General features: G+C 74.2%; 10 protein-coding genes. 9 read left to right on the top strand and 1 reads right to left on the bottom strand.

What is annotated here, in order from left to right; translation table 11 throughout:
* Positions 1 to 61 precede the first annotated feature (61 nt).
* From OH807_RS14645 to obgE, 4 genes are all read left to right on the top strand, one after another.
* Positions 62 to 3,721, top strand: coding sequence for a ribonuclease E/G (locus OH807_RS14645; protein WP_406198524.1), 3,660 nt, complete (start codon positions 62 to 64; stop codon positions 3,719 to 3,721).
* A 221-nt stretch (positions 3,722 to 3,942) separates the two neighbouring features.
* Positions 3,943 to 4,260, top strand: a complete 318-nt coding sequence (gene rplU, locus OH807_RS14640; RefSeq protein WP_406198522.1) for a 50S ribosomal protein L21 — start codon at positions 3,943 to 3,945, stop codon at positions 4,258 to 4,260.
* 12 nt (positions 4,261 to 4,272) lie between these two features.
* Complete coding sequence (gene rpmA / locus OH807_RS14635; protein WP_329487622.1) at positions 4,273 to 4,530, top strand: 50S ribosomal protein L27; 258 nt, start codon at positions 4,273 to 4,275, stop codon at positions 4,528 to 4,530.
* A 100-nt stretch (positions 4,531 to 4,630) separates the two neighbouring features.
* Entirely contained in the window at positions 4,631 to 6,109 is a 1,479-nt protein-coding gene (gene obgE / locus OH807_RS14630) for a GTPase ObgE (RefSeq protein WP_406198519.1), read from the top strand.
* 73 nt (positions 6,110 to 6,182) lie between these two features.
* Here obgE and OH807_RS14625 read toward each other — a convergent pair whose 3' ends face one another.
* Complete coding sequence (locus OH807_RS14625) at positions 6,183 to 6,977, bottom strand: hypothetical protein (RefSeq protein ID WP_406198517.1); 795 nt, start codon at positions 6,975 to 6,977, stop codon at positions 6,183 to 6,185.
* 307 nt (positions 6,978 to 7,284) lie between these two features.
* On the opposite strand from OH807_RS14625, the gene proB reads away from it, so the two are divergent.
* The 5 genes from proB to OH807_RS14600 all read left to right on the top strand — a co-directional run bounded on the left by proB (position 7,285) and on the right by OH807_RS14600 (position 12,412).
* The gene (proB, locus tag OH807_RS14620; protein WP_406198515.1) at positions 7,285 to 8,421 is read left to right on the top strand and encodes a glutamate 5-kinase; all 1,137 of its coding nucleotides are present in this window, start codon (positions 7,285 to 7,287) and stop codon (positions 8,419 to 8,421) included.
* Between the two features lie 133 nt (positions 8,422 to 8,554).
* The gene (locus OH807_RS14615) at positions 8,555 to 9,082 is read left to right on the top strand and encodes a hypothetical protein (protein ID WP_406198512.1); all 528 of its coding nucleotides are present in this window, start codon (positions 8,555 to 8,557) and stop codon (positions 9,080 to 9,082) included.
* Between the two features lie 161 nt (positions 9,083 to 9,243).
* The gene (locus tag OH807_RS14610) at positions 9,244 to 10,566 is read left to right on the top strand and encodes a glutamate-5-semialdehyde dehydrogenase (protein WP_406198510.1); all 1,323 of its coding nucleotides are present in this window, start codon (positions 9,244 to 9,246) and stop codon (positions 10,564 to 10,566) included.
* 89 nt (positions 10,567 to 10,655) lie between these two features.
* Complete coding sequence (locus OH807_RS14605; protein WP_406198507.1) at positions 10,656 to 11,249, top strand: hypothetical protein; 594 nt, start codon at positions 10,656 to 10,658, stop codon at positions 11,247 to 11,249.
* A gap of 104 nt (positions 11,250 to 11,353) precedes the next feature.
* Positions 11,354 to 12,412, top strand: coding sequence for a hypothetical protein (locus OH807_RS14600; protein WP_406198504.1), 1,059 nt, complete (start codon positions 11,354 to 11,356; stop codon positions 12,410 to 12,412).
* Positions 12,413 to 12,544 lie beyond the last annotated feature (132 nt).

Here is a 12,544-nt window from a genome sequence, read left to right as displayed (position 1 = left end):
CCACCGGTGCCCCGCCGTGCCCGGATACGGAGCCCGGGGGCCTGACGGGAGATCCACCCGCATGCTCGATAACACCGATCCGCAGCAGTCTGCGGCAGCGGAACAGAACGAATCCGGCGCCGTCGGCGGTGAGGGCACGTCCGCCGCGCCGCCGCGCCGCCGCCGCCGTGCGGTGTCCCGCCCGGCGGGCACCCCGCAGGGAGCGGCCGCCGAGGCCGCCGAGACGGTCGTCCCGGCCGATGCGCCGGCCGCCGAGGCGCCCGCCGTCGAGGCCGCGCCCGTGGAGGCCGAGCCGGCGGCGGAGAAGCCCGTCCGGGCCCGCCGCACCCGCAAGCGTGCCGAGGCCCCCGCCGGGGCCCCGGAGGCCACCGAGATCGTCGTCACCGGGCCGCCGGCCGATGCGCCGGCCGCCGAGGCGCCCGCCGTCGAGGCCGCGCCCGTGGAGGCCGAGCCGGCGGCGGAGAAGCCCGTCCGGGCCCGCCGCGCCCGCAAGCGTGCCGAGGCACCGGTCAGCACCCCCGCCGAGCAGCCGGCCGCGGAGGCCGCGCCCGTCGTCGAGGCCGTCGTCGAGGCCGCCCCGGTCGTCGAGGCGCCCGCCGCGGAGGCCGCGCCCGCCGAGGAGGCGCCGGCCCGCCGTCCGCGCCGCCGCCGCGTGGTCGAGGCCGCGCCGGTCGTCGAGGCCGCTCCGGTCGAGGAGCCGGTGGCCGAGGAGGAGCCGGTCGCCGAGGCCGAGGCCGTCGTGCCCGAGCCGGCCGCCGAGCCGCCCGCTCCGGCCCCCGTCGCCGAGGCCGAGCCGACCCACCGGGTGCGCCGCCGCGCGGTCCGCCCGTCCACCGCGATCTTCCAGGCCCCGGTCTTCCAGGAGCCCGCCCCCTACGTCGCCCCGGCCGGCCAGGCTGCCGCGCAGCCGGCCGCCGAGGCCGCTCCGGCCCAGGCTCCGGCCCAGGTCAAGGCTGCGGCCCCGGTCAAGGCTGCGGCCGCGGAGCCGGTCGCGGCCCCGGTCGTGGCGCGTGACGAGGAGGACGAGTACGAGTACAGCGGCGTCGGCCGCCGTCGGCGGACCCGCACCCAGGTGCGGGTGCAGACGCCGTCCCGCCGCAAGGCCGCCGCCGAGGCGCCGGCCAAGGCACCCGCCAAGGCGCCGGCCAAGGCGCCCGTGAAGGCCCAGGCCGTCGTCGAGGCACCGGTGGCCGAGACCCCGGCCCCGGCCGTCGTCGAGGCGCCCGTGGCCACCGGCCCGGAGGTCGAGGACGAGTGGGAGGACGGTCGTCCGTCCCGCCGCCGCCGCCGGGGCGGCCGTCGCCGCCGTCGCGGTGAGGCCGAGGAGTTCGAGACCGAGGCCGTCGAGGCCGAGCAGTCCGTCGAGGAGCCGGCCGCGGCCGTCGCCGACGACGAGGAGGACGAGGACGACGACCTGTCGGCCGGCCTGGCCTCCTCCCGTCGCCGTCGCCGCCGTCGCCGCCGCAGCGGTGAGGCCGGCGCCACCGAGGCCCCCGAGACCACCGAGGACGGCGTCCGCACGGTCGTGAAGGTGCGCGAGCCGCGTCGCCGTTCCACCGAGCCGTCCTTCGACCCGGACGAGGTGCAGTCCATCAAGGGCTCCACCCGTCTGGAGGCGAAGAAGCAGCGCCGCCGCGAGGGCCGCGAGCTGGGCCGCCGCCGGGTGCCGATCATCACCGAGGCCGAGTTCCTGGCCCGCCGCGAGTCGGTCGAGCGCGTCATGGTGGTGCGTCAGAACGGCCAGCGCACCCAGATCGGCGTCCTTGAGGACGGCGTGCTGGTCGAGCACTACGTCAACAAGGAGCAGGCCACCTCGTACGTCGGCAACGTCTACCTGGGCAAGGTCCAGAACGTGCTGCCGTCGATGGAGGCCGCCTTCGTCGACATCGGCAAGGGCCGTAACGCGGTGCTCTACGCCGGTGAGGTCAACTTCGGCGCGCTGGGCGGCCACGGCGGCCCGCGCCGGATCGAGTCGGTGCTGAAGTCCGGCCAGTCCGTGCTGGTGCAGGTCTCCAAGGACCCGATCGGCCACAAGGGCGCCCGCCTGACCAGCCAGATCTCGCTGCCCGGCCGCTACCTGGTGTACGTGCCCGAGGGCTCGATGACCGGCATCTCCCGCAAGCTGCCGGAGAACGAGCGCGCCCGCCTGAAGCAGATCCTGAAGAAGATCGTCCCGGACGACGCGGGCGTCATCGTGCGCACCGCCGCCGAGGGCGCCTCCGAGGAGGAGCTGACCCGCGACGTCCAGCGCCTCCAGCAGCAGTGGGAGGAGATCCAGAAGAAGGCCGCGACCGGCAACGCCCCCGCGCTGCTGTACGGCGAGCCGGACATGACCGTCCGGGTCGTCCGCGACATCTTCAACGAGGACTTCACCAAGGTCATCGTCTCGGGCAACGAGGCGTGGAACACCATCCACGACTACGTGTCCAACGTCGCGCCGGACCTCGCCGAGCGGCTCCAGCGGTGGACCTCCGAGGTGGACGTGTTCGCCACCTACCGGATCGACGAGCAGCTGATGAAGGCGCTGGACCGCAAGGTCTGGCTGCCCAGCGGTGGTTCGCTGGTGATCGACCGCACCGAGGCGATGATCGTCATCGACGTCAACACCGGCAAGTTCGTCGGTCAGGGCGGCAACCTCGAAGAGACCGTCACCCGGAACAACATCGAGGCGGCCGAGGAGATCGTGCGCCAGCTGCGGCTGCGCGACCTCGGCGGCATCATCGTGATCGACTTCATCGACATGGTGCTGGAGTCCAACCGGGACCTGGTGCTGCGCCGCCTGCTGGAGTGCCTGGGCCGGGACCGGACCAAGCACCAGGTGGCCGAGGTCACCTCGCTCGGGCTGGTCCAGATGACCCGCAAGCGGGTCGGCCAGGGCCTGCTGGAGTCCTTCTCCGAGCCGTGCGTGCACTGCAACGGCCGCGGCGTGATCGTGCACATGGAGCAGCCGAGCTCCCACGTCCACAGCGGTGGCGGCCAGGCCGTCGCGGCGGGCGAGGCGGCCGCGGGCACCGGCAAGCGCCGGCGCCGGGGCAAGGGCGGTGCGGCCCACGACGAGTCGGCGACTGCCGAGACGGCCGCGGAGGTCTTCGAGGAGATCGCCGAGGACCTCGGGCACGACGAGCACGAGGAGATCGACGGCCAGCTGGCGATCGAGGTGCCGGTGGCCGAGGCCGCCGCCGCCGCGGTGATCGTCGAGCCGGTCGCCGAGCCGGTGGCCGAGGAGCCGGCCCAGCCGAGCCTGGTCGAGATCCCGGCCGCCCCGGCGGCGCCGGCCGGCCGTACCCGCCGCCGTGCGGTGCGCAAGGCGACGGCTCCGGCGGGTGCGCCCGCCGAGGCGGAGATCGTGGTGCTGCAGGCCCGGGCCGACGCGGCGCTGGAGGCGGCCCTGACGGCCGCCGAGACGCCCGTCGAGCCGGTGGCCGAGCCGGTGGCCGAGGCGCCCGTCGAGGAGCCCGTGGAGGCGCCGGCCGAGGCCGTCGCCGCCGAGCCGGCTGCCGAGGCACCTGCCGAGGAGCCCGCCGCGACCGAGGAGCCCGCCGACGAGGCGCCGGCGCCGAAGAAGCGGGCCGCTCGCAAGACCACCGCGAAGAAGACGGCCGCCAAGAAGACCACGGCGGCGGCCGTGAAGAAGACCACCGCCCGCAAGACCGCCACCAAGCGGACGAGCGCGGCGGCCAAGAAGGCCGCGGCCGCCGAGGGTGATTCGGCAGCCGAGTAGTGCCCGTGGCCCGGGGCGGGCGACCACTCGCCCCGGGCCCGTACGGTCCGGTTTGCCCCGAGGGGTGCCCGTCCGTATTCTTGACCTTCGGCGTGTCTACGCCTTGCTCCCGAGCAACATCACCTCCCGCATCTCGTCAGAGCTGCCGGGGGAGGCCCCTGTGTCCGTACCCAGGTGGCTGGCATCAGGAGCTCCGACCGAGTTAGGAAATGGGGTACCGCATGTACGCGATCGTTCGCGCAGGCGGCCGCCAGCACAAGGTCGCCATCGGCGACGTGCTGGAGATTGACCGTATCGAGGCCAAGCCGGGTGACTCGGTGGAGCTCTCCACCATCCTGGTCGTCGACGGTGACGATGTCACCTCCGACCCGTGGGTGCTGGCCGGTGTGAAGGCTCACGCCGAGGTGGTCGACCAGACCAAGGGCGACAAGATCGTCATCCTGCGCTACAAGAACAAGACCGGCTACCGTCGTCGCCAGGGTCACCGCCAGCGCCACACCGCTGTGCGCATCACGAGCATCGACTCCGTCAGCAAGTAAGGGGATAGCGAGATGGCACACAAGAAGGGCGCAAGCTCTACCCGGAACGGCCGTGACTCGAACGCCCAGCGCCTCGGCGTGAAGCGCTTCGGCGGCCAGGTCGTCTCCGCCGGCGAGATCATCGTCCGCCAGCGTGGCACCCACTTCCACCCGGGCGCCAACGTCGGCCGTGGTGGCGACGACACCCTGTTCGCGCTGTCCGCCGGTGCGGTGCAGTTCGGCACCCGTCGCGGCCGCAAGGTCGTCAACATCGTGGCTGTCGAGGCCTGAGTCCGACAAGACTCACAATGAGGGGTGGGCCGGAATGATCCGGTCCACCCTTCGTGCTTTACCGCAGGTACGCAGACTTCTTCTTACTGGAGGCACCCCCATGACCACCTTCGTGGACCGCGTCGAGCTTCACGTCGCCGCGGGTAACGGGGGCCACGGCTGCGCCTCCGTGCACCGGGAGAAGTTCAAGCCGCTCGGCGGTCCGGACGGCGGCAACGGCGGTGAGGGCGGCAGCGTCATCCTCACCGTGGACGCGCAGATCACCACCCTGCTGGAGTACCACCACTCGCCGAAACGCAAGGCGACCAACGGCAAGCCCGGCGCGGGCGGCCACCGCACCGGTGCCGACGGCCACGATCTTGAGCTGCTGGTGCCGGACGGCACCGTGGTGATGGACAAGCAGGGCAACGTGCTCGCCGACCTGGTCGGCCACGGGACGAGCTTCATCGCCGCCGCCGGCGGCCGTGGCGGCCTCGGCAACTCGGCGCTGTCCTCGTCCCGCCGCAAGGCGCCCGGCTTCGCCCTGCTCGGCGAGCCCGGTGACGCCCGCGACATCGTGATGGAGCTCAAGTCCGTCGCCGACGTGGCCCTGGTGGGCTACCCGAGCGCCGGCAAGTCCTCGCTGATCTCGGTGCTCTCGGCCGCCAAGCCGAAGATCGCGGACTACCCGTTCACCACCCTGATCCCGAACCTGGGCGTGGTCACCGCCGGGGACACCGTCTACACCGTCGCCGACGTCCCCGGCCTGATCCCGGGCGCCAGCCAGGGCCGCGGCCTGGGCCTGGAGTTCCTGCGCCACGTCGAGCGCTGTTCGGTGCTGGTGCACGTGCTGGACTGCGCGACGCTGGAGCCGGGCCGTGACCCGCTCACCGACCTGGAGACCATCGAGGCCGAGCTCTCCGAGTACGGCGGCCTCGACAACCGCCCGCGGCTGGTCGCGCTGAACAAGATCGACGTGCCGGACGGCCAGGACATCGCCGACCTCACCCGGGCGTCGCTGGAGGAGCGCGGCTACCGCGTCTTCGAGGTGTCCGCCGCCTCCCGCAAGGGCCTGCGCGAGCTGAGCTTCGCGATGGCGCAGATCGTCTCCGAGGCCCGGGCGGCCAAGCCCCTTGAGGAGCCGACCCGGATCGTGCTGCGGCCGAAGGCCGTGGACGACGAGGGCTTCACCATCTCCGAGGAGGACGGCGCCTACCGCATCCGGGGCACGAAGCCGGAGCGCTGGGTCCGCCAGACCGACTTCACCAACGACGAGGCCGTCGGCTACCTGGCCGACCGGCTGGCCCGCCTCGGCGTCGAGGACAAGCTCTGGAAGGTCGGCGCCCACGAGGGCGACACCGTCATCATCGGCGCGGAGGAGAACGCGGTCGTCTTCGACTGGGAGCCGACCATGGCCGCCGGCGCCGAGATGCTCGGCCGCCGTGGTGAGGACCACCGCCTGGAGAGCCCGCGCCCGGCGGTCGACCGCCGCCGCGAGAAGCTGAAGGGCCGCGACGCGGCCGAGGACGAGTTCCTCGCCTTCGAGGCGCTCTCCAGCGGCCGTCCGGCGGCCATCGAGGGCGACGACGACGAGGACTGATCGCGAACCGCCGCGGCCCCCGCCACCTTTCGAGGTGGCGGGGGCCGCGGCGTTTTCCGGATACGGCGAAACGTTACTTCGACCAGGAGGCCTGGTACTTGGTGCGGTCGACGTTCTCCGTGTAGGCGACCAGGGCCGCCGGCGCCTTGCCGGGGAGGCTCACGACGTCACAGCCCTTGACCTCCATGCCCTTGGCCACGCCCTGGTACGTGGGCGGGGCGCACTTGGGGAGCGGCTTCGCGGAGTTGCCCGCGAAGGAGCCCTGCTTGCCCTCCTGGTCGAACACCAGGAACTTGGAGTTCGGTGCGGTGAAGGAGAGCTTCTTGTCGCCGAGGTTCTTGATGGTGTAGCTGAGGTACACCAGGGTGCGGCCCTCCAGGCCGGCGGTGCTGACGCCGGCGGCCTTGAGGTCCTCGACGGAACCCGTCTCGTAGCCGGTGACGGTGATCTCCAGCTTGGTGTTCATGTCCGAGGTCTTGTCGATGAACTCGACGGTGGCCGGCTGGCCGACCTTGACCGAGGTGGTGGCCTTCGGCAGGCCGGCTGCCGCACCACCGGCCGCCGCACCACCCGCGGCCGCACCGCCGGCCGCGCCGGTCGCACCCGCGGACGGCGCGCTGCCCGCCCCGGCCGCACCACCCGCGGCCGCCGGGGAGGTGGCGGTACCGCCGGCCCCGCCCGTGGCGGCACCACCGGTGGCCGCGCCGCCCGTGGCGGCACCGCCGGCCGCCGCGGCACCGGCCGGCGTGGTCGCGGCCGCATCGCCACCCGCGGAGGGATCGGCGTTGTCCGGGCCGCAGGCGGCGAGCGAGAGTGCGGTGGCCGCCGCCAGTGCGGCGACGGTGAGCTTCATGCTGTTCGAACGCATCTGTGCGCTAACTCCTGGGCACGCGCCCGCGAAACCGTTGCCGGCATGCCCGTGCGGTGCTGCCCGATCCAAGAAGGGTTGGAGACATGGGTACAGCGGGCAAGAAGCCGTCCCCCGATCTGGCTTTCGGTCAGGGACCATACCAGTCGGCCGGATTGCCGGACGCCCTGTGGCAGGCCCGTGACCAGGCCGGGTCCAGCCGGTGAAATGCCCTGCGGGGGCGGTACGCCGATCGCGTAGATTGCGGGGGTGACGACCGGGCCCCGGCCCGTCGTACCCGTACCACACCGGAAGGGCGTACAGCGAGATGACCGAGGACGCACTGCGCGAGGAGGTGCTGACCGCCCGGCGGATCGTCGTCAAGGTCGGCTCCTCCTCACTCACCACGGCGGCCGGCGGCCTGGACGCCGACCGGGTCGACGCCCTGGTCGACGCGATCGCCAAGGTCCGCAGCCGCCCGGACGCCCCCGAGGTCGTCCTGGTCTCCTCCGGTGCCATCGCCGCCGGCCTCGCCCCGCTCGGCCTCGACCGGCGGCCCAAGGACCTCGCCCGCCAGCAGGCCGCCGCCAGCGTCGGCCAGGGCCTGCTGGTCGCGCGCTACACCGCCTCCTTCGCCCGGTACGGCATCCGGGTCGGCCAGGTGCTGCTGACCGCCGAGGACGCCAGCCGCCGGGTGCACTACCGCAACGCCTACCGGACCCTCGACCAGCTGCTGGCGATGGGCGCGATGCCGGTCGTCAACGAGAACGACACCGTCGCCACCGCCGAAATCAAGTTCGGTGACAACGACCGGCTGGCCGCCCTGGTCGCCCACCTCGTCCGGGCCGACCTGCTCGTGCTGCTCTCCGACGTGGACGGCCTCTACAACGGCGACCCGAGCCGCCCGGACACCCGCCGGATCGCGCAGGTGGCCGGCCCGCAGGACCTCGACGGCATCGAGATCGGCAGCGCGGGCAAGGCCGGCGTCGGCACCGGCGGCATGGTCACCAAGGTCGAGGCGGCCCGGATCGCGACCGGGGCGGGCATCCCGGTGGTGCTCACCGCCGCCAGCCAGGCCGCCGACGCGCTGGCCGGCCGCCCCACCGGCACGCTGTTCCTGCGCACCGGCAGCCGCTCCTCCGACCGGCTGCTCTGGCTGGCCCACGCCAGCAGCCCGCGCGGCGCCCTGCACCTGGACGAGGGTGCGGTCGAGGCGGTGGTCTCCGGAGGCGCCTCACTGCTGCCCGCCGGGGTCACCAAGGTGGACGGCGAGTTCACCGCGGGTGATCCGGTGGACCTTCTTGCCGAAAACGGCCACATCGTGGCGCGCGGACTGGTCAACTTTGATGCGAGGGAGTTGCCCCGCCTGCTCGGCCGGTCCACCCGAGACCTGGCCCAGGAGTTCGGCGCCGCGTACGAGCGGGAGGTCGTCCACCGCGACGACCTGGTCGTCCTGCGCGGCTGACCGCCCGCACGCGGCACGGGCGGATCCGCCCGGAGTGCACGCCCGGCCACGGGCGGGGAGGGGCGCAGCCCGTACGTGCCGGGCCGGGGCCGGCGGGGACGACGACACGACATCGCCGAACAGGAGGCCGCCGGTGGAACGCAGGCGCGAGGCAGCGCTGACCGGACGAACGGCGGGCCGGCGGCTGACCAGCATCGACGGCGGGCGCGAGGACAGCGGCCCAGCCGATCCGGCCGGTCCGCCGCAGCACGGGCCCGGCGCGGTACGCAACAACCGGCCGGACCGGCAGGAAGCGGGCGAGCCGCCCACGGTGCCCGAGCAGGCCCGGCTCTGGCACGTGGTGCTGAGCGTGTCCGGGCCGGTCACCCCGCTGCCGGAGCTGCGGGCCGGGCTGGAGCGGCTGGCCCACGACCACTCGTTCTTCCTGACCGCCCGCTACGCGGCCGACCACGCCGAGATCCGCTACTGGGAGCAGGCCCGCGACCTGCACGACGCGGCGGCGATAGCGCTGCGGCTGTGGGGCGAGCACAAGGCGACCGCGAAGCTGCCGCCGTGGGAGATCGTCGGCCTGGAGGTCGTCGACCGGGCGACGTACCACAAGCGGGTAGCCGAGGGCTTCGGCGATCCGCCGCCGCAGCTGGGCGGCGTGCACCCGTACTGACAGCGGGAACGGCGGGAACGGCGGCGGGGCGCGCGCCGCGCAGTGTCGGGCGGCCCGCCCGGTGGGGCGTGCGGTCGGGTGCCCGGCGGCCCGCCCGGTGGGGCGTCTCACCGGGCGAAATACCCGGCCTCCGGCGTTCCGGCAGTCGCTACCCTTGGCGCATGACCAGCGACCTCGCCACCGCCGACAGCCCCGTCCTCGCCGTAGCGCGCCGAGCCCGGGAGGCCGCCGCCGAGCTCGCCCCGCTGCCGCGCCGGGCGAAGGACGCCGCGCTGCTGGCGATCGCGGACGCCCTGGTGGCCCGCAGCGCCGAGATCACCGCCGCCAACGCCGAGGACGTCGCCCGGGCCCGCGAGGCCGGCACCGCCGAGTCGGTGATCGACCGGCTGAGCCTCGACGACGCGCGGATCGCCGCGATCGCCTCGGACGTCCGTGACGTGGTCGGCCTGCCCGACCCGGTCGGCGAGGTGGTCCGCGGCTACACGCTGCCCAACGGCCTGGACGTCCGGCAGGTCCGGGTGCCGCTCGGCGTCGTCGGCATCATCTACGAGGCCCGCCCGAACGTCACCGTGGACGCCGCCGCGCTCTGCCTGAAGTCCGGCAACGCGGTGCTGCTGCGCGGTTCGGCCTCCGCCTACCGCTCCAACACCGCGCTGGTCGCCGTGCTGCGCGACGCCGTGGCCGCGGCGGGCCTGCCCGCCGACGTGATCCAGCTGGTGCCGGGCGAGAGCCGGGACTCCGTCCAGGAGCTGATGCGCGCCCGCGGCCTGGTGGACGTGCTGATCCCGCGCGGCGGCGCCTCGCTGATCCGCGCGGTGGTCGAGGGCTCGACCGTCCCGGTGATCGAGACCGGCACCGGCAACTGCCACGTCTACGTGGACGCCCGGGCCGACCTGGCGATGGCCGTCGGCATCCTGCTGAACTCCAAGGCCCAGCGGGTCAGCGTCTGCAACTCCGCCGAGACCCTGCTGGTCCACCAGGACATCGCGGACGCCTTCCTGCCGCCGGCACTCGCGGCGCTCGCCGGGGCCGGGGTGACGGTGCACGGCGACGACGCGGTGCTCAAGGCCGCGGAGGGCTCGCCGGCCACCGTGGTGCCGGCCACCGAGGAGGACTGGGAGACCGAGTACCTCTCCTACGACCTGGCCGCCGCCGTGGTGCCCTCGCTGGAGGCCGCCGTCGCGCACATCCGCCGCTGGTCCTCCGGCCACACCGAGGCGATCGTCACCACTTCGCAGGCAGCCGCCCGCCGGTTCACCCAGCTGGTCGATGCCACCACGGTGGCTGTCAACGCCTCGACCAGGTTCACCGACGGCGGTGAGTTCGGCTTCGGCGCCGAGATCGGCATCTCGACCCAGAAGCTGCACGCCCGGGGTCCGATGGGCCTGCCCGAGCTGACCAGCACCAAGTACATCGTCACTGGTGACGGGCACGTCCGGGGCGAGGCGACGCAGACCGTGGGCGGTGCGGCCGACGCCGGCTGAGCCGCCCGGCGGCGGTCCGCGTCACACGTGTGACGGACCAACTGCGAGGAGCCACAGACAAAACGCCCGCCCGGTAATACGCTGAATCCGTGGCTGAGGATGTGGGGGGCTTGCCGTACCCCGACGGCGCCGACCACGGTGGTGCGGACGACGAGTTCGCCACCGTGGTCTTCGATGAGGCCTTCGTCCGTTCCGCCGCCGTGCACGAGCCGACGGCCAAGGAGCGGCAGCTCGCCGCTGCCGAGGCCCGGTTCGAACCGGACGCGACGGTGACGGGCTGGGGCTATGACGTCCCGATCGGTGACGGGCTCCCGCTGGAGCTGCGGTCGTACCCGAGCGGGCTGGACGACGACCGCCTCTACCCCGACCCGTGGTCGGGCCCCGGCCGGGCGGCCGGGCGCCGGACCCGCCGGTGGGGCCGCTCCGGCGGCTTCGACCCGGTGCGGGCGCCGCGCGGGCGCCACGTCGCCCAGCAGCGCTGGCACCGGCCGGTGGCCTGGGTGCTGGCCCTGATCATGGGCGTGAGCCTGGTCGCGGTGGCGGTCGCGGCGGTCTACCAGGGCGTGGGCGGAGCCGGCGGTGGTACGCCCCGGCGGCCCGAGTCCGGCAGCAGCAGTGTGGGGGCCGATCCGGCGCCCGCACCGGCCGAGCCGTCCCTCGTGGTCACCGCGCCGGCGGGCTGATCCGCTGGGGGTGGTGCGCCCCGGGGCGGGCGGTCGCGGTGCGTCCCCGGGAATGTGCGTCCGTGCCCTCGTGGCGGGGCCCGGATCCGCCTTACCCTGGTCTCATGGGTGACCCGCGAGAGCCTCCGGAGGGTACGCCCGACGGTGGTTCCGGAAACGATGACGAATACCGGTCCGTCGTCTTCGACGAATCCTTCGTCCGGGCTGCCCGGATCCAGGAGCTGTCCGCCCGGGAGCGGCTGGCCGGCTCGTTCGGCCGGGCGACCCGCCAGCGGGTGCGGCTCGGTCCGCTGGGCACCGTGCCGCGGCAGGCGCTCGCACTGCTGCTGCTGATCCTGCTGGCCTTCGGGGCCGCCGTGTACTTCGGCATCAGCTCGCCGAACCGGCAGGCCATCCGTCCGGAGGGCAGCCAACTGACCGTCAGCCTGGTGGCGTTGAGCCCGGCTTCGGCGGTCCGGCCGGTCACCGACCCGGCCGCCCCGTTCGCCGCGCTGCCGGCCGGCTACGGTGACGGCGCGATCGGCCTCGGCACGCCCACCGGAGCGGCCACCGAGCACTTCAGCAGGGTCGAGGTGACCAAGGCGCTGGACACCGTCCAGCGGTACCTGGTGGCCTCCTCGCTGGATCCGGCGACCCTCGTCCAGGGCGCCACCGCCGAGGTGCGGGCCTTCGTGACACCCGGCGAGCAGGCCCAGTTCGATGCGAGCGTGGCCCAGCCGGTCGACGATCGCCACCACGCGCTGACCGGCTGGCTGGTCCGCTTCGACCCGGCGCAGGTCGCGCTGGCGGCCGACAGCGTGAAGGTGGCCGGTGCGATGCGGATCGACGAGGCCGACGGCGGAACGCTGCAGGTCACCACCGACCACACCTTCGTCTACGCGCTGAAGCAGGCCGGGGCGGCGAGCGGCGCCCCGGTGACGCTGGAGACCGTGCGCCGGCAGCTGACCTTCCAGTTCGACCGGGTCGACCTGGCCTCCGCCCAGCTGCGGCTGGTGGACTCGGTGCTGCAGGCCGGACCGGTGCCGTGCGCCGGCTCGCTGGCCGCCGCCGTCCAGCCGGTCCTGGCCGGGGCGGACGCCGCGACGGCACCCGCACCGACGGCGGTCGACCCGGGCAACCACGCCCGGCCGGCCTGGCAGGTCTGCGGGGTGCTGGCGGGCTGAGCCCGTCCGGGGCACCTGCCGCCGCCCCGGGGCCGTCCTGACCCGTGCGTGCGTCCGTCGGTGCCGCGGCCCGGTGCGCCCCGGGAGCGCCGACGGCCCCCGGCGGGTGCCGGGGGCCGTCGCACGGGCGGG

Source organism: Kitasatospora sp. NBC_01560 (assembly GCF_045208415.1).
Taxonomy (GTDB): domain Bacteria; phylum Actinomycetota; class Actinomycetes; order Streptomycetales; family Streptomycetaceae; genus Kitasatospora.
This window is presented reverse-complemented; position numbering and strand designations above follow the sequence as displayed.

Bases quoted from the DNA above. Each gene is read 5' to 3' on its own strand.
- obgE (WP_406198519.1), top strand. From the start codon at position 4,631: ATGACCACCTTCGTGGACCGCGTCGAGCTTCACGTCGCCGCGGGTAAC.
- OH807_RS14600 (WP_406198504.1), top strand. From the start codon at position 11,354: ATGGGTGACCCGCGAGAGCCTCCGGAGGGTACGCCCGACGGTGGTTCC.
- OH807_RS14645 (WP_406198524.1), top strand. From the start codon at position 62: ATGCTCGATAACACCGATCCGCAGCAGTCTGCGGCAGCGGAACAGAAC.
- OH807_RS14610 (WP_406198510.1), top strand. From the start codon at position 9,244: ATGACCAGCGACCTCGCCACCGCCGACAGCCCCGTCCTCGCCGTAGCG.
- OH807_RS14625 (WP_406198517.1), bottom strand. From the start codon at position 6,977: ATGCGTTCGAACAGCATGAAGCTCACCGTCGCCGCACTGGCGGCGGCC.
- proB (WP_406198515.1), top strand. From the start codon at position 7,285: ATGACCGAGGACGCACTGCGCGAGGAGGTGCTGACCGCCCGGCGGATC.
- rpmA (WP_329487622.1), top strand. From the start codon at position 4,273: ATGGCACACAAGAAGGGCGCAAGCTCTACCCGGAACGGCCGTGACTCG.
- rplU (WP_406198522.1), top strand. From the start codon at position 3,943: ATGTACGCGATCGTTCGCGCAGGCGGCCGCCAGCACAAGGTCGCCATC.